This is a genomic window from Devosia enhydra, assembly GCF_900119845.1.
Taxonomy (GTDB): domain Bacteria; phylum Pseudomonadota; class Alphaproteobacteria; order Rhizobiales; family Devosiaceae; genus FPKU01.
On record NZ_FPKU01000003.1, the window covers coordinates 661,841 to 686,098 of the forward strand.

Here is a 24,258-nt window from a genome sequence, read left to right on the forward strand (position 1 = left end):
CGATTACAACGCGCGCCATCGCGGCGCGTGTCGGGGATCAGTTGATCGGGGACGCCGCGGGGGTCACGGCGGCGACCATTGCGTCCTCGATCTGCTCCATCTTGAGCCCCAGCCGCTCACGCAGCGACCGGCGCTTTTCGGCCATGTCGGCAATGGTATAGCCGTCCAGCACCTCGAAGAAGGCGCCGAGTGCCTCGCGCAGGGCGCCATTGAGGTCGCAATTGTCGACCAGCGGGCAGGACACATCGCCACCCTCGAAGCACTCCGCCATGGCAAAGCTCTCCTCGGTCAGTTGGATGACGTCGAGCAGCGTAATTTCGGTGGCCGGCCGGCCGAGGCGGATACCGCCATGGCGGCCGCGCACGGTCTTGAGCAGGCCGTTTTCGACCAAGGGCTTGATCAGCTTGAAGAGGAAAAGCTCGGAGATGGCATGCGCCCGTGCAATGTCTGCCACCCGGCTCAGTTGCGGCTCGTTGACGGCGCAATAGACGAGAGTGCGGATGGCGTAGCTGGACTGGCGCGTAAGCCGCATGGGAACCTGCTTTCAAGCGTTGCCGCGAGACCGGACAGCCCCGCGATCGGTCCAGAGATTATAATGGTTCTAATCTTTGTCAACCGAAGTTGAGCCGCGTGCTCATCAAATCGGCGCGTCGGGACTGCGGCATGATGGCCCGTGATACGGCCGTTTCAGGGCGCTCACGCGCGCGGCTTGATCATCGCGGCGCGGCTGGCATGGGAATAATAGCGGCTCATGCGATTGAGCACCTTGGTGGCCTCGTCGAGCCGGGCGAAATCCACCGCATCGGCGTCGAGGCTCGACAGCAGCGCCTCGCGCCGCACCGAATGGTAGCGATCGCACAGCTCATCGCCATCGCTTGTTGCCGCATAGACGCGCTCGCGACCGGCCTGGCGGTGGGCGACATAGCCCTGGTCCTCGAGCTTTTTGAGGGCATAGGCGACGGTGTGGCTGTCCTCGACATTGAGCACGAGGCAGATATCGGCGAGCTTCTTGTCGCGGGCGCGCAGATTGACCGCGTGCAGCACCAGCACGTCGAGCGCGCCCAGCCCGCGCGCGCCGGCCGCCTCGGCGCAATGGACCACCCAGCGCCAGAAGCCGTTGATGCCCACGATCATCGCGAATTCGAGATCGGAGAGGCGCCGCGCCTCATCGTTTGTCGAGCCCTCCGTCTCCGAGAGGTCCGCCTCTTTGCCGCCCATGCCGATGCCTGATCCCGATGGTTCGGCCAAGCCTAGAGCGCTTCCGGGAACACTGGCAATTGTTTTCCCGCGGCGCCCCAGGGCCTCAGCGCGGCATCACCGGCAGGAGGATGTGCGAAGGCGTGGCGGGGCCGAAATGCACGGTGTTGAGCGCCTTTTTGCGGTGCGTCTCGCGGCCCAGCGGTTCGCCGGTGTTGGGATTGACGTCGAACTGTGGGAAGTTTGACGAAGCGATATCGAGCCGGATGCGATGGCCTTTGGCAAAGAGGTTGGATGTGGGTGGCAGCACGATGGTGATGGGATAGATCGTGCCGGGCTCCATCAGCTCTTCGCGTTCAAAGCCGTTGCGGAAGCGGGCGCGCAGGATCGAATCGAGGATGTTCATGTGATAGCCCTCGGGCACCGCCTCGGAGGGCGGATAGACATCGATGAGCCGCGCGGTGAAATCGGTATCCAGCGCATCCGACGAGATCCAGAGCTTCACCCGCACCTGCCCGGAGACCTCGATGGCCTCTGCCAGCGGTTCGGTCTCGAACACCACGACGTCCGGGCGCTCGGACAGCATCGGATAGGGCTCGCGGCAGGCAAAGAGGTCAGGCCGCTCGCGCTGATGCATCGGCCCGTCATGCACGAAGGTGGTCATGCGCCCGCGCGTCGAGAGATAATCGGCCGAAATGCCGCGCGGCAGCGGCTGGAATTCGAGGAACGGCGCCACCGAGGCGCCAAGCGTCGGCACCGGGTGATCCGGATCGTGTTCCCAGGTGACGCTGCCGGTTTCGGCCGATGTGTCGGTCGAAAGCCTGGCGCCGGGCCGAAGGTAGAAGGGCGTCGGCGTTGCGCGCGAAAGCGGCCATTCGGCCTCCTCCCGCCACACCCCGCCATGGTTGAGATAGCCCCTGGTTTCGAGCCCGGCTCCGAAAAGCCCGGAGACCTTGCCACCGGGCGCCGACACCGTGCCGTCGCCTCCGCCCATCACGAAGATCCGCACCGGCGGATCAGCCTCGACGCCGGTGTCGATATCCCTGAGCCAGCGGTCGAACCAGCGCAGGCGCTCGCGATTATAGACCGGATAGCCCCAGGCGGCGGCCTTGCCGAAATCGACCTCTCCGACGAAGGTCGAGCCATTGCGCATCGCGGTGTGGTTCCAGGGGCCCACGACGAGCCGCATGGGCGAGGATTTGCGCCTTGCGAGCTCGGCGAATTGCTGCGTCGCCTCCTCGGTGAAAAGGTCGTACCACCCGGTGGAAAAGACGCAGGGGATGTCGGCGAACTGGTCCCACCGCGTCTTGTTTTCGAGCGTCTCCATGGCCCAGAAATCATTTTGCGCACCCTCATAATAGTAGTGAAAGAGGATGGCTTCGAGATTGGGCACGGCGGCAAGCGCCGTCTGCCCCGGCTTGAAGGGCATCGACAAAAGCTGGTTGCGCATGTGCCGTCCGCCCCATTCGATGCGGGCCTGCGCGGCCGGATCATCGCGGATCTCGGGGGCATCATGGGCATGCACGAAGAGCGCCGGGAACATCTGCATGGCCATGGCGCCACCGCGCCGGCATTGCCAGTCCATGCCTGAGGTGGGCGCGGAATCGACCCACGCGGCCTTCAGCGAGGGCGGGCTCTTGAGGGCGGCGGCATTGGTGCAGACGGCGCTGTGCGAGGTGCCGACCATACCGACCATGCCCGTCGACCAGGGCTGGGCTGCGAGCCACTCCACCGTGTCATAGCCGTCATCGCCCTCGGCCGGGTTGGCGACGTGGTGGTAATTGCCGACATCCTCGGACTGGCCGCGCCCGCGCAGATCCTGGATCGCCACCGCATAGCCATGGGCGGCAAAGAACTGCCCCACCGGCTCGACCTGCATCACGGGGTTGGACTTGTCGTAGGAGGTGCGGGTGAGGATGACCGGAAAGGGGCCGGGCGCCGGATCGCCATTGTCGAGCGCCGGGCGGTAGATGTCGGTGGCGAGCCGCACCCCGTCGCGCATCGGGATCATGACATTGCGCGAGATTGTGACGCGACCGACGCGCGAGGTGTCGGCGGGCAGCGGGCCCCATTTGCTCATTTGGCGATGGCTCCGGATGAGGTGCGATGGAAGGCGTCGGCGATAATGCCGGCAATGGCGGGGAGGGCATCGGGCGCAATGCCGCGATGGGTGACGAGCCGGATGCGGCCGGCCCCGAAGGGGATGGCGAGCACTCCGCCCTCGGCCATGGCAGCGAGCCATTGCGCGAGGACCGGAGCCGTCAGGCCGGCATCGATGAGAAGGATATTAGTCTCGACGGCAAGGGGATCGACCGGCAGGCCGCGCACCAAAAGCGCCTCGGCAAGGGCGCGAGCTGCGGTGTGATCATGGGCGAGCCGCGTGACCATGGTATCGAGGGCGACAAGGCCCGCGGCTGCCAGCGCGCCTGCCGGCCGCATGCCGCCGCCCAGCCGCTGGCGCCAGACCAGCGCCTTTTCGATGACAGCGCCCGGACCGGCGAGGATGGCGCCCGACGGGGCTGAGAGCCCCTTGTTGAGACTGATCGTGACACTCGTAGCCGGGCCAGCGACGGTTGCAGCCGGCACGCCTTGTGCCACAGCCGCGTTGAAGAGCCGCGCGCCATCGAGATGCAACGGCACGCCATGGCGGGCGGCAAGCGTACCGACGGCAACGAGGTGCTCGATGGGGAGCGGCCGCCCGCCCGCGCGGTTGTGGGTGGTTTCGAGCACCACGAGCCCGACGGGCGGGCGCTGGGTATCGGAGCCTTCGGCGAGGACGGCGGAGAGGGCCGTCTCGTCGAGCACGCCGCGATGCGCCGGCACCGCGCGCACCATCAGCCCGCCGATGGCCCCGAGCCCGCCAGCTTCGGAGAGGACGCAATGGCTTTCGGGATCGGCCAGGACCGTGGTGCCGCGCTCGGCCTGGGCGAGGGCGGCGAGAAGGTTCGCCATGGTGCAGGTGGGCACGAAAAGCGCATCGTCCTTGCCCAGCATCTCTGCGGCATGGGCCTCGAGCGCCCGCTGATGCGGATCGTCCCGCAGCCCGAAGCCCTCGGGATGGCGCGCCGCGTCCTCCATGGCCGCGACCATGGAGGGGGTGGCGGGCGAGAGGAAATCGCTGCGCAGATCATGGATCATGGACGGGGACCGATGGGGTTGCTTGCCGTTTCCAGCCTTTCGGGGCTGGGGCAGGGCCCCCTCACCCTGCCCCTCTCCCCCCAGGGAGAGGGGACGCGGGTACTGAGCATCGTTGTATGACCTAGACGCCGTACTCGTGTGGACCTCATGCTGAGGTGCCTTGCAATAGCAAGGCCTCGAAGCGCGAGGTCCGGGGCCGGGAGGGTCGAAACTCTCATCCCCTGCCCCCGAGCTCGGCGAAGGCTTCGGGGTAGTCGCGGGCGGCGCCCTCCCGGGAGACATGGCCGGCGGCAAGATCGGTGGCCAGCGCTTGCGGCGAACGGAGGGCCGGATCGCCGAAGCCGCCGCCGCCGGGCTCAACGAGAGTGAGCGTGCCGCCGGGCGCGAGGAAATAGCGGCCTTTGGGATGCACGGCCCGGCCATCGATGAGCACGGCGCGCAGGGCGCCCGGCCGGCCGCCGGAATAGCCCAGCGCCGGAAATTCGGTGCGTCCCGAAAGGCACGAGATGGTCAATTCCGACCCCGTATCGTTGCGCAGGACGATATCCTGCCCCAACCCGCCGCGATACTGGCCAGGCCCGCCAGAATCGGGTCGCAGCGCCTTCCGCAGAACCGTCATCCCCGAGATTTCCTCCCACACCTCGACCGGCGTGCCGGTCATGTTGGAGGGGCTGGGGGTGGTGGGCGCGCCATCGAGCCCCTTCAGGGCACCATAGCCGCCGCAGGAAAAATAGATCGAGGAGACGCCCCGTCCGTCCGGTCGGAGCCCCTGGATGTTGACGAGGCTGAGCATGCCGGAATCGGCCTGAACCAGATCGGGCACCACCTGGGCCAGCGCCCCCATCATCAAGGGCGCAACAAAATGCCCGATCACGTGCCGCCCCCCGGTGGGGAAGGGAGCCTTGGCGTTGAGCAGGCAATTTTCGGGCGCGCTGACGGAAATAGGCAGCACCGCGCCGATATTATTGGGCGTGGCCGGGGTGGTGACGCATTTGACCGCATAGACCACGAAGGCCTTGGCGTAGTTGATCGGCACGTTGATGCCCATGGGAATGGCGGGGCTCGTGCCGGTGAAATCGGCGTGGAGGGTGTCACCATCGATGGTCATGGTGACGGCAAGCCGCAGCGGCCCGTCCGCCCCCTCGATATCGATGGCGTGCTGCCAGGTGCCGTCGGGCATAGCCGAGAGCGCGCTCCGCAGGCCCTTTTCGGTCTGCGCGATGATGGCATCGGCCACCGGCTGCAGGCTTTCGAGCCCGTATTCGTCCATGAATTCGAGCAGCAGGCGGGCCGCCACTTCGTTGCAGGCGATGTTGGCGTGGATGTCCCCGATGGTCTGTTCGGGCACCCGCACATTGGTGCGGATGATGTCGAAGACCAGCGTGTCGGGCTCGCCCTCATGCACCAGCTTCAGCACGGGCAGGCGCAGCCCCTCCTCATAGACCTGCCGCGCCGTGGCCGAAAAGCCCAGCCCGCCGATATCGGGCAGATGCGTGATCGAGAGCGAATAGGCGATGATGCGGCCATTGCGGAACACGGGCCTGAGGACATTGATGTCGTAAAGATGCCCGGTGCCGATCCAGGGATCGTTGGTGGCGAGCACGTCGCCATCGCGCAGCGTTTCGGGCGGATGGGCGGCGAGCATCATGCGCACGGTTTCGGGCGCGGTGCCGGTGAAGGAGGGCACCGAATAGGTGCCCTGCGCAATCGAACGGCCCTCGGCATCGAACAGCATGCAGGAAAGATCGTAGCTTTCGCGCACATTGGTGGAAAAGGAGGTGCGCACCAGCGTCGACAGCGTCTCGTCGGTGATGGCGATCAGCCGATCCCAGATGATGCCGAGGCTGACGGGGTCGATGCTCATCGAAAAGCCTCCGGGCTGGCGGATGGGGCGTTGGCGGGGATGACGACGAGGTTGAGATGTTCGTCGATCGTGGCGCGGTCGCCCACTCCGATGACGGTGGTGGATTCGTCCTCCTCCACCACGGCGGGACCGGTAATCGCCGTGTCGGGCGCGAGGCGGTAGCGATCATAAACCGCCATCTCCGTCGCGCCGGTCTCGGGGAACCAGCCGGTGCGCCGACCGCGCGGGCCTTTGGCATCAGGCGCATAGCGCGAGGCGAAGCGGAAATCGTGATGGGCGAGCGGGGGCGGGCCCGAGGCCTCGATCTTCCAGTTGACGATCTCGATGGGCTCATCGAGGAGGATATTGGTGAACACCGCGCGATAGGCGGCGGTGAAGGCCGATGCGAGGCCCTCGGGCGTCGCGCCCGCTTCCACCTCGATCTCGTAGCCCTGCCCGGCAAAGCGCATATCGAGCTTGCGGCTGATCTGCATGGCCTCGGGCGCAATGCCGACCTCGCCGAGAATGGCGGCGACCTCGGCCAGCATGGGCGCAAAAAGCGCCTCATAGGCCGCACGATCGAGGGCATCGAGCCGGACGCGGTGCGAGCGGGCCATCTCGAAGGAAAAGGGCGAGCGCAGGAGCCCGAGCGCCGACATCACGCCCGCGCCGGGCGGCAGGATGATGCGCGGCACATTGAGCTTGCGGGCGATGCGCGCGGCATGGATCGGCCCGCAGCCGCCAAAGGCGACCATGGCGGCGGTGCGATAATCGAAGGCGCGTTCCGAGGCGTGAACGCGGAAGGCACTGGCGACGCTTTCGTTGATCGCCTCGTGAATGCCCCAGGCGGCGCGCATCAGATCGAGCCCCAGCGGGGCAGCGATCGCCCGGTCGATGGCGGCTTCGGCGGCTTTGCGATCGAGCCTCATCCGCCCGCCGAGAAAACCATCGGCATCGAGATAGCCGAGCACGAGATTGGCATCGGTGAGGGTCGGCGCCGTGCCGCCACGGCCATAGCAGGCCGGCCCCGGGCTGGCACCCGCGCTGCGTGGCCCGACCGCAACGACACCGCGCCCGTCTATGCCGGCGATGGACCCGCCGCCCGCGCCGATCTCGATCATGTCGATCACCGGCGCCTTGGCCGGCAGGCCGCTGCCGGGCTTGAACTCATGCATGCGGGCCACTTCGAGCTCGTATTTCTTGAGCGGCCGACCCTTGCGCACCAGCGCACCCTTGGCCGTGGTGCCGCCCATGTCGAAGGACAGAAGATTGGCGATGCCGGTGGTGCCGGACGCGTTCCTTTGCGACCGACCCACATGGGCGCTCATCAATGCGCCGGCGGCGGGGCCGGATTCGAGCAGGCGGATCGGGTAGCGGCGGGCCGTGGCCTCGGTGACCATGCCGCCCGAGGAGGTCATGATGTGAAACCCGCCGGCAAAGCCGATTTCGCCCAGCCGCCCGGCGATGCGGGCGATGTAGCGATCAACCAGCGGCTGCACATAGGCGTTCATCGTCGCCGTGGTCCAGCGCTCATATTCGCGCACGTAAGGAAAGACATCGGCCGAGGCCGAGACCTTCAGAGCGGGGAAGGCGGCCGTAACGACCTGCACCGCCCGCTGCTCGTGGGCCGGATTGGCGTAGGAATTGAGAAAACAGATGGCGAGGGCCTCGATACGCTCCTTTTCAATGAGATCGGCGACGGCGGGGATGATCGCGGCTTCATCGAGACCGATCATCTCGCTGCCATCGGGACGCAGGCGCCCCGCGATCTCCCGCCGCGCCTCGGGGCGGATAACGGGGCTGGGGAAGACGAGGCGCAGGTCGAAGAGGTCGTAGCGGCGCTCGCGGGCGATCTCGAGGCTGTCGCGCAGGCCCGAAGTCACCAGCATACCGGTGGGGCTGCCGCGCCGCTCGATCAGCGCGTTGGTGACAAGCGTCGTGCCATGCACGAGGGTCGAGACATCCTTGATGCCGATGCCGCCGGCGTCGAGCAGCGCCGCCACCCCGTCGAGCACCGCATCGGAGGGGTCTGCGGGCGTGGTCAGCAGCTTGTGCAGCCGCGTCTCGCCGGTCGCCTCCGAGACGAGAACGCAATCGGTGAAGGTGCCGCCGATGTCGATGCCGATGCGATACATGTGCCCCTCATAATGCGCCGGAGATAGGCGCCTCAGGGTCAAATCATCGCAAAAAGCGCTTTTGCGTCAATGCTTTGCTGTGCCGGCAAAGTGTGCGGCAAAGTGCTCGGCATTCTGCGGCACAGTTTCTCGCCTCGGCGACGCAAAGCGGGCGGCGGCCTCTGCGAATGGTGCGCCGATGATGGGAAAGGGCGGCCCGCATGGCAGGCCGCCCCCATGGTCGTCTCAGGATTTTGCCGGCAATCAGGGCATGTATTGCCCGCCATTGACGTCGATGATCTGGCCGGTGATGTAGCCGGCAAGCGTCGGCGAGGCGAGGAACAGATAGGCCCCGACGCAATCCTCGGGCGTGCCGAAGCGGCCCATGACGATCTGGGCCAGCATGGTCTCCATCGCCGCCTTCGGCGTCGTGTCATGCAGCGGCGTGGTGATGACGCCGGGCGCCACGGCATTGGCGCGAATGCCATCCACCGCAAATTCCTTGGCCATTGTGCGGGTCAGGCTGTGGACGCCGGCCTTGGCTGCCGCATAAAGCCCCGAGCCCCGCCCGCCGCCATGGCGCGCCGCGATCGAGCCGGTGTTGACGATGGCGCCCTTGCCCGAGGCCTTGAGAAACGGGTGGGCCGCATGGGCGCATTCGAGCACGGAGCGGAAATTGACGTCCATCACCTGATCGAAGCTTTCCGGCTCGAATTCTGCGAGCGGGCGGCGCCCGACCAGCGCCCCGGCATTGTTGATCAGAATATCGAGACCACCAAGGCCATCGGCCGCGGCCTTGACGAGATCGTCCGCATGGCCCGGAGACCCAAGATTGGCGCCCACCGCCAGCGCGATGACGCCCCTGCCCTCGGCTTCGCGCACCAGCGCTTCGGCATCGTCGCGGCGGCTGTTGTAGTGCACCGCCACATGCGCACCGCTTCCGGCAAAGGCGCGCACCAGCGCCGCCCCGATACCCGAGCTGCCGCCAGTGACCAGCACGCGCAGCCCGCCCAATCCCATATCCATCATCGATCCTCCTCGGTCAGGGGCGCAGAGACTGCCGCCGCTGAGCCCGAAAGGTCAACAGACCCATTGGGATGAGCCGGGGGAGCGCTCAGAGGCCGAGCGCCTTTTCCATGAGCGCCATGGCCCGCGCGCCATCCGCGATTGTGGGCACCCTCACCTTGTCCCCCCGCAGCAGCGCAAGGAAATCGGCGATGATGGCATAATAGCCCTTGTGATCCTCATTGGCGGCGGCAGTCCAGTTGGGCTCCCAGACGAGCGTATCGACGCCATCGACGAGGCTCGCCTCGGGCTTGCCGAACTTGAAGGGCGGGTTGCGGTAGTGGCGCACTTCATGGACGTTGCGCACCTCGACGCGCTGGTGATCGGCCATCACCTGCCACCATTCCATCGGGGTGCCGCGCGACTGGTGCGTACCCACCACCAGCGTGCCGATACCTCCCGAGACGAAACGGAAATCGACATGCAGGAGAAGCTTGCCCGGCTCGATCTCATGCCGGCGCGACGAGATTTCGGCCACATCGCCCATCAGGAAAGGCACGAGATCGAAGTAATGCACGCAATGGTGGAGATAGAAGCCGGTGTAGTCGACATCCTTGGAAAAATAGGTCGGCGCCGTCATGTATTGCCCCAGGAACGAGGCCGGCGTGCCGAAGCCCTCGGCGTGAATGACATTGGCGGCGATGCGATTGGCGGTGGAATAGCGCTTCATGAAGCCCACCATCACCGGCACGCCGGCGCGCTCGGCGTCATCGGCCAGCGCCTGCGCCTCGCGGGCGGTCGGGGCCGGCGGCTTTTCGATGAACACCGGCAATCCGCGCGCGATCGCCGCCCGGGCGATATCGCGGTGGATGGCGGGGCCCGCCGCAACCGCGATGCCGTGCAGGTCATCGCGCGCCAGCAACGCCTGCCAGTCCCGCGTCGTGTCCTTTTCGGCCACCCCGAAGCGGCGGGCCGTGGCGTTGAGGCGCGCCTCGTCGACATCGCAGAGCCCGGCGATGCGGGCATCGAAGCGACCGATCTGGGGCAACAGCATTTCATTGGCGTGGGTGCCGCAGCCGACCCAGCCGATATTGAGCGTGCTCATCGTCCCGCCTCCGCAAAGCGCAGTGCGCCCTTGAGCACCGCGACGCTTGCGGCCAGCTCCTCATCCTCGTTGCGATGCGGCGCCCGCCATTGCGCCAGGGGCGTGCCGGGCCCGTCGCCATCGCGCCGGAAGGGTTCGAGCGTGATGGGACCGGCATAGCCCACTGCAATTAAGGCCCGTGCCACCGCCGGCCAGTCGATATGGCCCGAACCAACGAAGCCGCGATTGTTCTCATTGGCCTGGAAATGAATGATACGCCGGCCGGCGCGGTGGATCGCCTCGGGGATCGAAGGGTCCTCCATGTTCATGTGGAAGGTATCGAGCATCACCCCAACGGCGGGGGAATCGACGGCTTCGGCCAGCGCCAGCCCATGGGCGGTGGTGTTGGCGATGTCGGTCTCGAAGCGGTTGAGCGGCTCGATGCCAAAGACCACGCCCTCGCCTTCGGCGCGGCGGGCAGCCGTCTTGAGGCCTTTGACCACCTGATCGATCTTGCGTTGCCGGTCTGGCTCTGAAACCGGGGTCGGCGGGCGCCCGGCAAAGACCAGCGGGGCGCCATAGAGCGGGCCGCCGACGATGGTTGCGCCGAGCGCCGCGGCCGTTTCCACGCAGGTTTCGAGATAGGCGATGCCGGCCTTGTGGGCAGCGTCATCGGGGCTCGCCAGATCGCGCGTGAGGTTGACGCGCGCCGCCAGCACCACGCCCAGCCCGTTGGCTTCGAGCGCCCTGCGGGTCTCCCCGAGGTCGAGTTCGCCCGGCTCGGGCACGAGCAGTTCGACGAAGTCGCAGCCGGCCGCCTTCATGCGCGGCAGGATGGCGAGATGCTCGGGCCCGAAGGGCCGGGCATAGAACATGGAGATGATGCCGATGGGATTGGTCATGCTTTTACCGCTCCGGCCGTGAGTCCGCCCACGAGCCGTCTTTGAACAATGAGGAAGAGGATAGTGACGGGGATGGCAATGAGCGTGCCCCCCGCGGTGAGCAGGCCCCACTGGATGGAGAACTCGCCGATGAAGAGCTGCAGGGCCACCGTGACGGTGCGCACCGTCTGCCCCGACAGCATCATGGCGAAGAGATACTCGTTCCAGGAGGTGACGAAGATGTAGATGCCGGTGGTGACGATGCCGGGCATCACCAGCGGCATGATGACGATGCCGATGGTCTGGAGGCGGGTGGCGCCATCGATCATCGCGGCCTCGTCGAGCTCGCGCGGAATGGCGTTCATGTAGCTCGTCAGCATCCAGATGGCGAAGGGGATGGCGAAGGTCGAGTGCCCCGCGATGACCCCGATGAAGGTATCGAGCAGCCCCAGCATGCGCATCAGCACGAAGAGCGGGATGATCAGCAGCACGATGGGGAACATGTTGATGACGAGAAAGCTCGTCATCAGCACCCGCCTGCCCCTGAAGCGGAAGCGCGAGAAGGCATAGGCCGCCGGCACCGATACGGCGAGCCCAACAGCCACTGCGCCCAGCGCCACGATCAGCGAGTTGAGGAGGTTGCCGGCAAAGCTCGTGCGGGCCAGCAGGGTCTCGTAATGCTCGAAGGTGACGGTAGAGGGCAGATATTGCAGCGGCCGCGCCGTTATGTCGGCCGCCGGCTTGATGGAGGTCAGCACCATCCAGACATAAGGCGCGAGCGCGAAGACGACGATCAGCAGGATCGGCAGTTCGACTTCGAGCAGGCGGCGGGTGCGGGAGCGACGGTCGATCATATTTCAAGATCCTTCGCCGCGCGGCGGACATAGGCGAAGACGACGACGAGCAGGAGCGCCGTGAGGATGAGTGCGAGAGCCGCGGCATAGCCGTATTCCATGGCCGAGGAGGCCTTGAGGAAGGCGTAGAGCGGCAGGGTGTGGGTGACATAGCCGGGCCCGCCGCCGGTCATCACCAGGATCACGTCGAGCGAGTTGGCCACCCAGATGGTGCGGAGCAGCAGCGCGGTCGCCACCACCTCCATGATTGCCGGCATCGTCACGTGGCGCAGGCGCTGGAAGGGCCGGGCGCCATCGATCTCGGCCGCTTCGAGCAGCTCGGACGGCACGGTCTGGAGGCCGGCAAGGATGACGACGGCAAAGAAGGGAAAGCCCTGCCAGACCAGCGCCAGGATCACCGCCGGCAGGGTGGTGTCGGTGCGCGCCAGCCAGGCGATGGGCTCGCCGATCACGCCCAGCCTCAGCAGCACATCGTTGAAGATGCCGAGGTTGAAATCATACATCCAGGTCCACATCAGCCCGATGATGACGCTGGGCAGCGCCCAGGGCACCACGATGAGGGCGCGGGCGGCGCTGCGCCACCAGAAGCTCTGGTTGAGCAGCAGCGCCGTGCCCAGCCCGAGAATGAACTGGAAGAAGACGACCGCCCCGATCCAGACCACCGAGTTCCAGAGCGAGACCCAGAAGACCGGGTCGTTGAAGGCGCGGATGAAATTGCCGATGCCGAGAAAGGGAATGTTGCGCGGCCGGAACAGCACATAGTCGAAGAGGCTCATCCAGGCGGTCTGCGCCACCGGCAGAAGGATGACCGCCGCCGTTACCAGCAGGGCCGGCAGCAGGAACAGATAGGGCGTGATCGTCAGGCGCGCGCGGGCGCTGGCAGGTTTCACTGCTGGTAGGTCCTGTTGATCGCCGGGCGGCGGGGCTCCGCGGCCGGACATGTGAAGGGCGGTTCCCGCCTTGGCGGGACCGGCCCGGTGAAAAGATGCGACGGGTGGGGTCTGCCGGGGTGCCCGCGAGGTCCTTCGAAACCTCGCCCTTCAAGCCATCGCCGAGGCGACGCACCTCAGGATGAGGCTTCGAGAGATGCGGCAAGGAGGACCTCACCCTTAGGTGCCCGGCAACGCCGGGCCTCGAAAGGCGAGGTCCCTTCCCTAGCCGTAGATCCCCTGCCGCCTTAGCCGTGGAAGTGCCGTTCGATGGCCTCCATCATCTGGTCGGGCGTGATCTGGCCCAAAAGCGCCTGCTGCATGTTGGTGGGCCAGACGGTGCGGACGAAATCGGCGGTCAGCGGGCTGTCGGGCGGCACCGAGGCCATGGGCAGCGAGGCGGCGGAGGCTTCGACGAACCGGGCTTCGTGCAGGTCCCAGTCGGCGGCGCCAGAGGTCACGACCGGCAACTGCCCCGTGAGGCGGTTGAAGGTAACGTTGTTGGCCCCGGTCGAGAGGAAGGAAATCCAGCGGAAGGCCGCTTCCTTGTTGGCCGATGAGGAGAAAACCGCGTTGGATTCATCGCCGAACAGCGTCCAGCCCTTGCCATCGGGCCCGCGCGGCACCGGCACGGCCGAGACATTGTCGCCAAGCGCCGCAACCATCTCGTTGGACGAGCCCACATGGTGGATGGCCATGGCGGCGCGGCCGGATTTGAAATTGTCGACGATCTGGCGGAAGCCGTCGGTGGGCGCCGAGGGTGGGATCACCTTGTGCTCGGTGCCGAGGCCAACGTACCAGCGATTGGCGGCGAGCGCGGCGTCGCTCACCATGCCGCCCTTCTCGAAGCTGGCGCCCCCGCCGAGCACGAACGCGCCCCAATTATCGTGCCCGCCCGGGCCGCCACGCATGCCGAAGCCATAGACATCCCCCTGCGTCAGCGCCTTGGCGGCGGCAAGGAATTCGTCATGGTTGGTGGGCGGGGTGAGGCCGGCAGCAGCGAAGAGATCGGGCCGATAATAGAGGTAGAGCACAACATATTGCAGCGGCAGGTAATATTGCTGGCCGTCTGCGGATTTGTTGACGCTCCAGATATCGTCGGAAATATCGCTCCGCCCGTCCCAGGCCGAGACCATCGCATCGATGGGCTCGAGCGCGCCCATCTCGATCAGCTGGGCCTGATTGTTGAGCTTGACCATGGCGGCGTCGGGCGCCGCGCCGGCAACGATCGCGGCGAAAAGCCGGGTGTAATAGTCGGCGCCGCCGCCCCAGGGAATGCTTTCGGCCTCGATCTTGATATCGGGGTTGGCCGCTTCGAAGGCGGCGATCAGTTCGGCCGGATTGTTTTCCGGATTGTCGAAATGATACCACCAGCGCACGGTGGCCTGCTGCGCGAGCGCCGGCCGCGCCAGAGTGGTCGCGAGCGCCGTGGCACCCGCCAGCTGGATGAAAGTCCTGCGTTCCATTCCCGTCTCCTCCCATGTCCCGGTTGCGGGACGTTTGCTGCGCCGGGGCTTCGCCCTCTGGCGCGAAATCACGATGCGGCGCGAGCCGCGTCGATCTCCACTTCCACGATGGTGTCGATATGGGCGCCCAGCGCCTGCGCGAGGCCCGGCCCATCATGTTCGACGAGCTTTTCGAGCAGCCGATCGTGCCGGGCAGCAGTTTCGAGCAGCGGCCGGCGATGGCGCGGCTCCCACAGCTTCTGGCGATGTGAATGCAGGATGCAGCGCGTGAGGATCTGCTCGAGCGCGCGCAGACCCGAAAGGCGGAAGATTTCGAGGTGAAATTCGGTATCGAGCGCGATCAGCGCGTATTCATCGCCCGCTTCGGCGGCGGAATCCATCTGGGTGCGCAACTCGGCCAGCCTGCGGAACGCGGCCTGGTCGACGGCGCGAGCAGCCCTGAGCGCCCCCCGCACTTCGATGCGTCGACGCACCGCGAGGATCTCCTCGGCTTCCTCCGGATCGAGCGGGGTCACCGAGGTGCCCTTGTGGCCCGAACGGAGCACGAGCCCATCCTCCTGGAGGCGCATCAGGGCCTCCCGCACGGGTCCTTGGCTGCAACCGAGCTCGGAGGCCAGCGCCAGCTCGGTCAGCACCATGCCGGGGCGCAACTCGTTGAGCACGATGCGGCGCTTGACGCTGGCATAGATGGCATCGCGAGGCCGCATGCTCACCCCTCAATTATCATTATTGATATTGATAACGGAGTGCGAGCGAAGTCAAGGGCTCCGATAGGCGTGCAAGGCGATTGGGTTAGAGGTGTTAGCGGAGTTCGCCTTCGACCAGCGCCGCCCAGTAGCGGGCGCCGGTCAGGATCGCTTCATCGTTGAAATCATAGCGGGAATTATGGTGCAGCGCGCCATCCACGGCCGGTCCGTTGCCCAGCCAGACATAGCAGCCGGGCACCTCTGCACCGAAATAGGCGAAGTCGTCGCCCGCCGTTGAAGGCGGAAACATTGTGCGCACGCGGCCGGACGTTGCGACCTCGGCGGCCCTCAACGCACGGGCGGTGGCATCGGCATGGTTGACAACCGGCGGGATGCGCCGCTGGAACCGGTAGTCGACGGTGATGCCGAAGCTTTGCGCCACGCCCTGCGCCAGAACGCCGATCTCGGCTTCGAGCTGATCGCGCACGGTGGCAGAATAGGCGCGGGCCGTACCGCCGATCCGGACGGTATCGGGAATGACGTTGAGCGCGTTGAAATCGCCGCCCGAAAGCGCGCAGGCCGAAACCACGGCAGGCTCCAGAGGGTCGACGCGGCGCGCGACGATGGTTGCGATCATGGTGAGGAAGTGCCCCGCCGCCGTCACCGCATCGCGGCCCAGATGCGGCTTGGCGCCATGCGTGCCGATGCCGGTGAAGGTCACCGTCCAGCTGTCGGAGGAGGCCAGTTGCGGGCCGGCGACCACCGCCATCTCGTCGGGGTCGAGCCCCGGCATATTGTGCAGCCCATAGGCCGCATCGACCGGAAAGCGGTTAAAGAAGCCATCATCGAGCATGGCTTTGGCGCCGCCCCTGCCCTCCTCGGCCGGCTGGAAGACGAAATGCACGGTGCCCGAGAAGTTTCGCGTGCGCGCCAGATGGCGGGCGGCGGCGAGCAGCATTACCGTGTGCCCGTCATGCCCGCAGGCATGCATGGCCCCCGACACGCGCGATTTCCACGGCCGGTCGGCCAGTTCGGGCATGGCGAGGGCATCCATATCGGCCCTGAGCGCGATGGCGCGGGGTCCGGTGCCCACCCTCAGCGTTCCCACAACGCCGGTCTGGCCGATGCCCGTGGTTACCGCGATGCCCGCCTCCTCGAGCTCGCGCGCGACGATGCCCGCCGTCCGATGCTCCTCGAAGCCCAGTTCAGGATGGGCGTGGAGGTCACGGCGCAGGGCCATCATGCGGGTGAGTTCGAAAGGGTCGTTCTCGCCGGGCAGCATGGTCTTGATCCTCGATCAGCGGGCAGCAGGTCTCTTGCCGGATTTGCGGGCAATCGATAAGCGAAACATTGGCCAAAACCCGGTTGCGGGCAAGATTTCTCCCATTTGAGGCAAAAGGCGTGCCGCGACTTCCGCATGCATTCTGGCAGGAGATCCTGCCGGCCGATGGCACGCCCGCAGAAGCCAGCGGACTGATCGACGCCTATCCCGCCCGCCTGCCCGACGGGCGCGTGCTCGAGTTGCCCATTCGCGTGCTGCCCGGCGATGGCAGCCGCGCCGTCGCTTCGCTCATCCTCAACCAGGCGAGCTTTGCGGTGGAAGACGCGCTGGCCGAAGCCTTGACCGCGCAGGTTGCCGAATTTGCGCCCGATATCGTGGTCGGCGTCCCCACGCTGGGCCTGCCGCTCGCTGCCAATGTGGCGCGACGGCTCGGGCATCCGCGCTTCGTGGCGCTCGGCACCTCGCGCAAATTCTGGTACGACGCATCGCTCAGCGAGCCGATGGCCTCGATCACCAGCCCCGATCATACCCGCACGCTCTATCTCGACCCGCGCATGCTGCCGCTGCTCGAGGGTCGTCGGGTGGCGCTTATCGACGATGTGATCAGCACGGCGAGTTCGATCGGCGCCGTGCTGCGGCTGCTGGCCAAGGCTGGCATCGCGCCCGTCGCCATCGGCTGTGCGATGCTGCAATCGCAGCGCTGGCGAGCCCCGCTGGCCGCCCAGCTCCCTGTCATCCGCTCCGCCATTGCCTCCCCGCTTCTCGAAAAGGGCGCCGACGTGCTCTGGCACCCGTTGCTCGAAAAGGACACTCCATGACCAACCGGCTCATTCTGGACACCGATGGCGGCGTGGACGACGCGCAGGCCCTCCTGATGCTCCTGGCCAATGATCGCGCACCCTTCGCCATCACAACCGTGTTCGGCAATGTCGGGCTCGATGCGGCCACGGCCAACATCCTCGATGTGCTCGCGGTTGCCGGCAGCGACATTCCCGTCCATGCCGGGGCGGATCGGCCGCTGGTCGCGCCGATCGTCGATGCGCGCGACATCCATGGCGAGGATGGGCTGGGCGGCGCCATCCGGCCCGACAGCGCCGCGGAACCGTCAGGGCTCGACGGGGTAGGCTTTCTCGTCGATGCCCTTCTCGAAGCCGCTGCCATCGGCGAGCGCATCGATATTCTCGCCATCGGGCCGCTGACCAATATCGCGCTGATGCTGCGTCTGGCCCCCGAAGCGGTGGAGGGGCTGGGCACGCTCACCATCATGGGCGGCACGCTCAACGGGCGCGGCAACATCACGCCGGCGGCCGAATTCAACATCTATGCCGATCCCGAAGCTGCGGCCGCCGTGTTCCGCTCGGTGCCGAGCGTGATCGTGCCGTGGGAGCCCTGCACCACCCACCTGCTCACGGGCGAGGAGGTCGAAGCGGCGTTCGAGGGCCTCGCCCAGGCCGATGTGACGCAGTTTTCGCTGGCCCTCGCCCAGCATGCGCGCCGCACCAGCCTCTCCTATGGCGGGGCCGATGTGCTGCGCTTCGTCGATCCGCTCGCGGCGGCCGTGGTGATTTCGCCGGAGATCGTGACGACGTCTCTCGAAGCGTCCGTCGATGTGGCGCTCGCCGAGGGCGTGACGCGGGGCATGACCGTGGTCGATCCGAGCTTCCGGCTCGGCACGCCGCGTGCCCGGTTGGTTGAAACCGTGGACGAGACGGCGCTTCGCGCCCTTTACGCCCGCTCCATCGCCGGCTGAACCTGCCTGCCGCGAAAGCGACGGGAGCTGATCAGGCGTCGATATCGGCCACGTGACCGCCGCGACGGCGCTCGCCCATGCGGCGGTGCCATCCGTTGATGCGGTCGCGGCCGGCGCGCTTTGCGCCGTAGAGGGCTTCGTCCGCCCGCGCGACGAGGTCGGACGCGCGTCTCAGTTCGTCGCCACGGCCATAGGTGGCGATGCCGAGGCTGGCGGTGACGATGCCGCGCGGACTGTCCTGATGGGGCAGCGCCACCCCGTTGAGCCGCGCCCGAAAGGCGTTGGCCAGGTGATAGGCGCCGTCCTCGTCGGTGTCGGGCAGGATGGCGAGGAATTCCTCGCCGCCATAGCGCGCAACGATGTCGCCGGAGCGCCGGAAGACGTCGCGAAAGCACTGGCTGATGGTTTTGAGGCACTCATCGCCGGCCTGGTGGCCATAGCGGTCGTTGAAGGGCTTGAACAGGTCGATATCGAGCAGGATGACCGAGATGGGCTGGTCGTTGCGGATCGATAGCGCGATCTCGGCGGCGAGCGCCTCATCCATGGCGCGGCGGTTCATCAGCCCGGTCAGCGCGTCCGTCGAGGCTTCGCGCCGCAACCGGTCATTGACGCGCATCAGGTCGGTTTCCGTCAGCTTGAACTGCGTGATGTCGGTCACTACAACCATTGCCGTGCCGCTGTCGGTGGGGCGGGTGGAAATGCGCAGCCAGCGACCATCGGTCATGTGCACCTCCTCCTCGGCATTGGCAAAGAGCTGCCCAGCGATGGCCTCGATCCAGTTGGCAGGATCGCCGGGAATGGTCTGCTCGTCCTTTTCGATGACGGCCCGCAGGATCGTGCGGATGGGCGTGCCGGGGACGCGCAGATGGCCGGTCAGCGGGAAGGCCTTGCGATATTGTTCGTTGCAGTAGCTCAGGCGCCCCTCGGCATCGAACATCGCCACGCCGTCGCTCATATGGGTGAGCGCGAATTCGAGCTGCTGGCGGCTCTGTTCGAGCTTGAGTTCAAGCCCATGCCGGTCCGAGACGTCGCGATTGTGGGTAATGATGCCAATGAGGCTGCCGGCGGCATCGCGCAGCGGCACCTTGAGGGTCGCGAGGCGTCGCGTGACGCCATCGGCCGTAACGACATCATGATCGATCACCGCAGGCCGATCGCTCAGAAGAGCGGCGCGTTCGGAGGCCGCGATGTCATCGGCCGTCTCGGGCGGATAGAAATCGCGAAAACTCCGGCCGATCAGGACATCAGGGCTCGCTACGCCCAGCATTTTGGCGGAGGCGGGATTGGCGGCGAGAAAATGCCCGTCGATGTCTTTGACGTTGAGGCTGTCGGGCAGCGTTTCGATGATGGTGCGATACATCCGGTTCTGCTGCTCAGCGGCGCGGCGGCGCTTGTCCTGCAACAGCGCCAGCCCGGAGATGATCGTGGCGACGATCAGGATCAGGCCGCGCGGCAGGGCGATGGCTGTAAGTGCAGCCTGCCGGAACGGGCTTGCGAGAGCGGTAATGCCGATGAGCGTGGTCGTGACCGTGGTCGCCGCCAGAACGGCGATGTGCCAGACCTTGGTCTCACGGTTGCGCAGGAGAAAATGGCCCAGCAGCCCGACCCCGAGCGGGACCAGCAGCCCGATCACCCCGCTGATCGCGCCGGCCCCGCCGAGCCAGAGCCGATAGCTTGCCGCAATCACCCCGAACACCAGCGCCGCCATCGGTCCGCCGAAAAACGAAGCGAGGCTGGCGATCGTCGGCCGAAGATCGAAAATCACGCCGGGGGCAAGTTCCACCGGCACGCTCATCGCAAAGATCGCGGCGATGCCCATATGGGTGCCGAAGGCGAGAGCTTCGGCCCGGGGCTTGAGGAAGTTCAGGTAATCGCGCAGGTGCGTCCACGCCATCACGAAGATCGCGACGACGGCCAGATTGGCAAGCAAACCATACCAGAGCGCGTTCAATATCCTACCATATGACAGTCTCTGCCCGTCGAGCCTGACACGGGCAAGCTAAGACAAGCTTACCATAAAACTGCGATTGTCGAGGATCGCGTGCTGCAGCGGGCGGGATCGCCCCGTGCGGGGCTAGCCCTTCAGGATGGCAAAGGCCTCGTATGGCCTGAGACTGACCGTTTCGCCGAGGCTGCTCACCGGCTGGTAATTGCTGATGAGGCAGGCCCCCGAAAGGCGGAGTTCGTCGGGCAGAGTCAGCGAAACCTGATGGTCGGCAAAGCTCGCTACCACCACCAGCCGCTCATCGCCAAGCGTTCGGGTATAGACGAACACGTCCGGATGCTGGTCGAGATAGGAGCGGAAGACGCCATCGACGATCACCCCGTGACGTTTGCGCAGCCCGATCAGCGTTCTGTAGTGATGGAAGATCGACTGCTCATCCGCCACCGCGGTACGCGCATTGATCTGCCGGTGATTGGCGTTAACCGCGATCCACGGCACCCCTTCGGTGAACCCGCCATTGGGCGCCTCGCTCCACTGCATCGGGGTGCGGGCATTGTCGCGCGAATTCTGGTTGGCTCCGGCAATGAAATCCTCGGGCGACCGCCCCGCCTCGAGGTGCAGCCGGTGCATGTTGAGGGTCTCGATGTCGCGATACTCCTCGATGCTTTCGAAGCCGGCATTGGTCATGCCGATTTCCTCGCCCTGATAGACATAGGGCGTGCCTTTGAGCAGATGCAGTACGGTGGCGAGCATCTTGGCCGAGGCGACATGGTAGTCGGCGGCATCGCCATAGCGCGAGACGGCGCGGGGCAGGTCGTGATTGCCCCAAAAGAGCGAGTTCCACCCATCCTCGGCGAGGGCCAGCTGCCATTTGCCGAGCACACCCTTCAACGCCACGAGGTCTAAGGGCTTCGGCTTCCACTTGCCATGGTCTTCGTCCCAGCCCTGCGTCACATGCTCGAACTGGAAGACCATCGAGAGCTCCTCGCGGTCGCGGCCCGAATAGAGCAGGGCCGAGCCCGGCGTCGCGCTCCACGCCTCGCCCACCGTCAGCACATCGCGCCCCCCGAAGGTCTCGCGATGCATTTCCTTGAGATAATCGTGCAGATGCGGGCCCTCGGCGGTGATGCCCTTGTCGACCTCCTTGCCGATCAGGTCGATCACATCCATGCGGAACCCGGCGATGCCGCGCTCGAGCCACCAGTTCATCATGGCGTAGATTTCGGCGCGCAGGCGGGGATTGGCCCAGTTGAGGTCGGGCTGGCGGCGCGAGAACTGATGGAAGTAATACTGCCCGGTAGCATCGTCGAACCGCCAGGCCGGCCCGCCGAACACCGAGGGGATGGCATTGGGCAGCCCGCCATCGGGGGCCGGATCGCGCCAGATGTAATAGTCGCGATAGGGGTTGTCGCGGCTCTTGCGCGCCTCGGTGAACCAGCGATGCTCGTCGGATGTGTGATTGACCACGAGGTCGAGGATGATGCCGATGCCGCGCGCCTTCGCCTCGGAAACGAGGCGGTCGAAATCCTCGATCGTGCCGAATTCAGGCGCCACCGCCTGATAGTCGGAAATGTCGTAGCCATTGTCGTCCATCGGCGAGGCAAAGATCGGTGACAGCCAGATGGCGCCGATGCCGAGGGTTTGAAGATAGTCGAGCTTGCCGATGATGCCGGGAATATCCCCGATGCCGTCGCCATTGCTGTCGGCGAAAGACCGCGGATAGATCTGGTAGATCGTGGTGCTTTTCCACCACGGCTCGGACGGGTCGGGCAAGGCAGCATCGGTCGCGGAGCGCGCGCGCTCGGGATGCAGCGGGGTGACGTTGCTGGCCGCAGTCCCTGCCGATGCTGCGGCGCCCGACGCGGTGCTTTCGGCTGATACGGTCATGGCAGTCTCCTTGATGGCGGCCGGGATGGCGCCGCCGCCTCCGGCCACGCCATTGATCTCTCCACCCTAAATGCGCTCTGCGCCCAAAGGTTGGCACGGGGACGCACAAGGCTGCCAATCGATGAGAACAGGGCTGGGGAGTCGTAGCGCGGGCCTGTCGGCATTTGCATGAACGGGCCGGCGGAACCGCCCCGCCAACCTCACGTTGACCGGCCGACCAGCCTCGGAGACCTGCCTCAAATGACTGATATCCTACCGTCCGGACGGTGCCCGGGCGCCCTGCCTGTCGATGGCGGCGTGCGTTTTATCGTCTGGGCTCCCGAACACGACCAGATGGCCCTGCGCATCGAGGGGCGCGGCGATTTCGGGCTCCAGAAGGCCTCCGACGGCTATTTCGAAGCCACCATAGAGGGCGCCGCGATCGGGGATCGCTATTGGCTCCGCCCCGGGGACAGCTCCGAATGGCTCGCCGACCCAGCCTCGCGCTGGCAGCCCGAGGGGCCGGAGGGCCCCTCCGAAGTTGTGGGCAGTGACTATGAGTGGACCGACCGGGACTGGCCGGGGCTGCGCATCGCCGGCCAGGTGGTCATGGAGATGCATGTGGGCAGCTTCACCCCGGAGGGCACCTGGGCGGCGGCGATGGACAAGCTGCCGCTGCTCGTCGACACAGGCATCACGCTCATCGAGATGATGCCGGTTGCAACCTTTCGCGGCCGGTTTGGCTGGGGCTATGACGGCACCCATCTCTTTTCGCCCTATCACCACTATGGCCGCCCCGACGACCTCAGGGCCTTCATCGACCGCGCCCATGCGCTGGGGCTCGGGATGATCCTCGATGTGGTCTACAACCATTTCGGCCATGGCAACCGGACGGCGGATTTCTCGCGCCACTATTTCAAATCCGAGGAAAACGACTGGGGCAAGGTACTCAATTTCGACGGTCCGCAGGCTCAGGGCGTTCGCGACCATGTCATCGGGAATGCCGTGCAGTGGATCCGCGATTTCCATTTCGATGGCTTGCGGCTCGATGCGGTGCAAGAGATCAAGGACGAGTGCCCGCGCCACATCGTTGGCGAACTGGTGGCCGCCTGCCGCAAGGCCGCCGGCGAGCGATCCATCGTGATGATCGGCGAGATCGAGACGCAGAAGGCCAAATTCGCCCGCCCCGAACCCCAGGGAGGCATGGGGCTCGATGCGATCTGGAACGATGATTTCCACCATTCGGCGCGCGTTGCGCTCACCGGGCGGCGCGAGGCCTATTATCACGACCATCATGGGCGCCCGCAGGAATTCGTCTCGTCGGCAAAGTTCGGCTTCCAGTTCCAGGGCCAGCGCTATGACTGGCAGATGCACGCCCGCGGTACGCCCGCCCGTGATCTCGGCGCCGCGCAGTTCGTGCATTTTCTCGACAATCACGACCAGATCGCCAATTCGGGTCGCGGCATGCGGGTCCATCAGCTGGGCAGTCCGGCGCGGACCCGGGCGCTCACCGCGCTGCTTCTGCTGGGTCCACAAACGCCCATGCTGTTCCAGGGCCAGGATTTTGCCGCCTCACAGCGCTTTCTCTATTTCTCCGAACAGGGCGAACTCGACGACGCCATCGCCGAAGGGCGCAAAAAGGAAATGACCCAGTTTCCCAGCCTGCGTGATCCGGCCATGGAAAGCCGCGTCATGCGCCCGGCCAGCCCTGAATGCTTTGCGGCGACCAAACTCGACTGGGCCGAGCGCGACGCCCATGGCGAATGGCTGGCGCTGCATCGCGACCTCATTCGCCTGCGCAAGTCCGACCCGGTGCTTTCGCTCCAGCCCAATGCCCGCAGCGGCGGGCTCGATGGCAGTGTGGTGAGCGAGGACACCCTCATGCTGCGCTGGTTCGCGCAAGGCAGCGGAACCGACCGGCTGCTGCTGATCAATCTGGGCCGCGACCTCGCCATTCGCTCCATCCCCGATGCGCTTTATGCGCCGCCCGAAGGGACGGAGTGGCGGGTGATGATGTCGACGGAAGACCCTGCCTATGGCGGGGCGGGCCGGGCCCCCATCGACCTGATGGAGCGCTGGACCCTGCCTGCCGATTGCGCGCTGCTGTTCGGCGCCTCGCGTGCCGCGCCGCGTCCGGCCCCCGAGGTCGCGGAGCTCAAGGCTTTCCAGCGCGATCTCGAGGGATGAAGAGTTTGTCGGCCGGCATTCAGGACCGGGG

General features: G+C 66.2%; 19 protein-coding genes. 3 read left to right on the forward strand and 16 right to left on the reverse strand.

Translation table 11 applies throughout. From position 1 onward, the window contains the following. Nucleotides 1–37: 37 nt before the first annotated feature. From rirA to BT183_RS18040, 14 genes are all read right to left on the reverse strand, one after another. On the reverse strand, nt 38–532 hold the full coding sequence (gene rirA / locus BT183_RS17975) for an iron-responsive transcriptional regulator RirA (RefSeq protein WP_072346027.1): 495 nt from the start codon (nt 530–532) through the stop codon (nt 38–40). A 164-nt stretch (nt 533–696) separates the two neighbouring features. Continuing rightward, on the reverse strand, nt 697–1,248 hold the full coding sequence (locus BT183_RS17980) for a winged helix DNA-binding protein (RefSeq protein ID WP_210185499.1): 552 nt from the start codon (nt 1,246–1,248) through the stop codon (nt 697–699). Between the two features lie 55 nt (nt 1,249–1,303). Next, nucleotides 1,304–3,277 (reverse strand): CocE/NonD family hydrolase, encoded by a 1,974-nt coding sequence (locus BT183_RS17985; protein ID WP_072346029.1) that lies wholly within the window; start codon nt 3,275–3,277, stop codon nt 1,304–1,306. Next, the gene (locus tag BT183_RS17990) at nt 3,274–4,335 is read right to left on the reverse strand and encodes a threonine aldolase family protein (RefSeq protein WP_072346031.1); all 1,062 of its coding nucleotides are present in this window, start codon (nt 4,333–4,335) and stop codon (nt 3,274–3,276) included. The genes BT183_RS17985 and BT183_RS17990 overlap by 4 nt, the downstream gene beginning before the upstream one ends. Before the next feature lie 214 nt (nt 4,336–4,549). After that, nucleotides 4,550–6,199, reverse strand: coding sequence for a hydantoinase B/oxoprolinase family protein (locus BT183_RS17995; protein WP_072346033.1), 1,650 nt, complete (start codon nt 6,197–6,199; stop codon nt 4,550–4,552). Beyond that, the gene (locus BT183_RS18000; RefSeq protein ID WP_072346035.1) at nt 6,196–8,313 is read right to left on the reverse strand and encodes a hydantoinase/oxoprolinase family protein; all 2,118 of its coding nucleotides are present in this window, start codon (nt 8,311–8,313) and stop codon (nt 6,196–6,198) included. The genes BT183_RS17995 and BT183_RS18000 overlap by 4 nt, the downstream gene beginning before the upstream one ends. Nucleotides 8,314–8,556: 243 nt before the next feature. After that, on the reverse strand, nt 8,557–9,321 hold the full coding sequence (locus BT183_RS18005) for an SDR family NAD(P)-dependent oxidoreductase (RefSeq protein WP_210185500.1): 765 nt from the start codon (nt 9,319–9,321) through the stop codon (nt 8,557–8,559). An 85-nt stretch (nt 9,322–9,406) separates the two neighbouring features. Further along, nucleotides 9,407–10,402, reverse strand: coding sequence for a Gfo/Idh/MocA family protein (locus BT183_RS18010; RefSeq protein WP_072346039.1), 996 nt, complete (start codon nt 10,400–10,402; stop codon nt 9,407–9,409). Continuing rightward, nucleotides 10,399–11,283, reverse strand: coding sequence for a sugar phosphate isomerase/epimerase family protein (locus BT183_RS18015; RefSeq protein WP_072346041.1), 885 nt, complete (start codon nt 11,281–11,283; stop codon nt 10,399–10,401). Before BT183_RS18015 ends, BT183_RS18010 begins: the two co-directional genes overlap by 4 nt. After that, complete coding sequence (locus BT183_RS18020; RefSeq protein ID WP_072346043.1) at nt 11,280–12,116, reverse strand: carbohydrate ABC transporter permease; 837 nt, start codon at nt 12,114–12,116, stop codon at nt 11,280–11,282. The genes BT183_RS18015 and BT183_RS18020 overlap by 4 nt, the downstream gene beginning before the upstream one ends. Then, nucleotides 12,113–13,006: a carbohydrate ABC transporter permease gene (locus tag BT183_RS18025; protein WP_072346045.1), complete on the reverse strand. Its 894-nt coding sequence runs from the start codon at nt 13,004–13,006 to the stop codon at nt 12,113–12,115. Before BT183_RS18025 ends, BT183_RS18020 begins: the two co-directional genes overlap by 4 nt. A gap of 287 nt (nt 13,007–13,293) precedes the next feature. Further along, on the reverse strand, nt 13,294–14,511 hold the full coding sequence (locus BT183_RS18030; protein ID WP_072346047.1) for an ABC transporter substrate-binding protein: 1,218 nt from the start codon (nt 14,509–14,511) through the stop codon (nt 13,294–13,296). Between the two features lie 68 nt (nt 14,512–14,579). Beyond that, the gene (locus BT183_RS18035; RefSeq protein ID WP_072346049.1) at nt 14,580–15,218 is read right to left on the reverse strand and encodes a GntR family transcriptional regulator; all 639 of its coding nucleotides are present in this window, start codon (nt 15,216–15,218) and stop codon (nt 14,580–14,582) included. A gap of 94 nt (nt 15,219–15,312) precedes the next feature. Beyond that, nucleotides 15,313–16,479, reverse strand: coding sequence for a M20 aminoacylase family protein (locus BT183_RS18040; protein ID WP_072346051.1), 1,167 nt, complete (start codon nt 16,477–16,479; stop codon nt 15,313–15,315). 119 nt (nt 16,480–16,598) lie between these two features. Between BT183_RS18040 and BT183_RS18045 the strand changes: the two genes are divergently transcribed. Both BT183_RS18045 and BT183_RS18050 read left to right on the forward strand, forming a co-directional pair. Then, nucleotides 16,599–17,297 carry a phosphoribosyltransferase gene (locus tag BT183_RS18045; RefSeq protein ID WP_072346053.1) on the forward strand — a complete coding sequence of 233 codons (699 nt, stop codon included), beginning with the start codon at nt 16,599–16,601 and terminating at the stop codon, nt 17,295–17,297. Continuing rightward, nucleotides 17,294–18,229 carry a nucleoside hydrolase gene (locus BT183_RS18050; RefSeq protein ID WP_072346054.1) on the forward strand — a complete coding sequence of 312 codons (936 nt, stop codon included), beginning with the start codon at nt 17,294–17,296 and terminating at the stop codon, nt 18,227–18,229. The genes BT183_RS18045 and BT183_RS18050 overlap by 4 nt, the downstream gene beginning before the upstream one ends. A 31-nt stretch (nt 18,230–18,260) precedes the next feature. Here BT183_RS18050 and BT183_RS18055 read toward each other — a convergent pair whose 3' ends face one another. After that, a complete protein-coding gene (locus tag BT183_RS18055) occupies nt 18,261–20,180 on the reverse strand; it encodes a diguanylate cyclase (RefSeq protein ID WP_072346056.1) in 1,920 nt (639 codons plus the stop codon). 123 nt (nt 20,181–20,303) lie between these two features. Beyond that, nucleotides 20,304–22,061, reverse strand: a complete 1,758-nt coding sequence (locus BT183_RS18060) for a glycoside hydrolase family 13 protein (protein ID WP_084603686.1) — start codon at nt 22,059–22,061, stop codon at nt 20,304–20,306. A 240-nt stretch (nt 22,062–22,301) separates the two neighbouring features. Here BT183_RS18060 and BT183_RS18065 point away from each other — a divergent pair, with 240 nt between their 5' ends. Continuing rightward, entirely contained in the window at nt 22,302–24,227 is a 1,926-nt protein-coding gene (locus BT183_RS18065) for an alpha-amylase family glycosyl hydrolase (protein WP_072346058.1), read from the forward strand. Nucleotides 24,228–24,258: the final 31 nt, after the last annotated feature.

Excerpts from the sequence above, each read along its gene's own strand:
- rirA (WP_072346027.1), bottom strand. The coding sequence starts at position 532 with ATGCGGCTTACGCGCCAGTCCAGCTACGCCATCCGCACTCTCGTCTAT.
- BT183_RS17985 (WP_072346029.1), bottom strand. The coding sequence starts at position 3,277 with ATGAGCAAATGGGGCCCGCTGCCCGCCGACACCTCGCGCGTCGGTCGC.
- BT183_RS17990 (WP_072346031.1), bottom strand. The coding sequence starts at position 4,335 with ATGATCCATGATCTGCGCAGCGATTTCCTCTCGCCCGCCACCCCCTCC.
- BT183_RS17995 (WP_072346033.1), bottom strand. The coding sequence starts at position 6,199 with ATGAGCATCGACCCCGTCAGCCTCGGCATCATCTGGGATCGGCTGATC.
- BT183_RS18000 (WP_072346035.1), bottom strand. The coding sequence starts at position 8,313 with ATGTATCGCATCGGCATCGACATCGGCGGCACCTTCACCGATTGCGTT.
- BT183_RS18005 (WP_210185500.1), bottom strand. The coding sequence starts at position 9,321 with ATGATGGATATGGGATTGGGCGGGCTGCGCGTGCTGGTCACTGGCGGC.
- BT183_RS18010 (WP_072346039.1), bottom strand. The coding sequence starts at position 10,402 with ATGAGCACGCTCAATATCGGCTGGGTCGGCTGCGGCACCCACGCCAAT.
- BT183_RS18015 (WP_072346041.1), bottom strand. The coding sequence starts at position 11,283 with ATGACCAATCCCATCGGCATCATCTCCATGTTCTATGCCCGGCCCTTC.
- BT183_RS18020 (WP_072346043.1), bottom strand. The coding sequence starts at position 12,116 with ATGATCGACCGTCGCTCCCGCACCCGCCGCCTGCTCGAAGTCGAACTG.
- BT183_RS18030 (WP_072346047.1), bottom strand. The coding sequence starts at position 14,511 with ATGGAACGCAGGACTTTCATCCAGCTGGCGGGTGCCACGGCGCTCGCG.
- BT183_RS18035 (WP_072346049.1), bottom strand. The coding sequence starts at position 15,218 with ATGCGGCCTCGCGATGCCATCTATGCCAGCGTCAAGCGCCGCATCGTG.
- BT183_RS18040 (WP_072346051.1), bottom strand. The coding sequence starts at position 16,479 with ATGCTGCCCGGCGAGAACGACCCTTTCGAACTCACCCGCATGATGGCC.
- BT183_RS18050 (WP_072346054.1), top strand. The coding sequence starts at position 17,294 with ATGACCAACCGGCTCATTCTGGACACCGATGGCGGCGTGGACGACGCG.
- BT183_RS18060 (WP_084603686.1), bottom strand. The coding sequence starts at position 22,061 with ATGACCGTATCAGCCGAAAGCACCGCGTCGGGCGCCGCAGCATCGGCA.
- BT183_RS18065 (WP_072346058.1), top strand. The coding sequence starts at position 22,302 with ATGACTGATATCCTACCGTCCGGACGGTGCCCGGGCGCCCTGCCTGTC.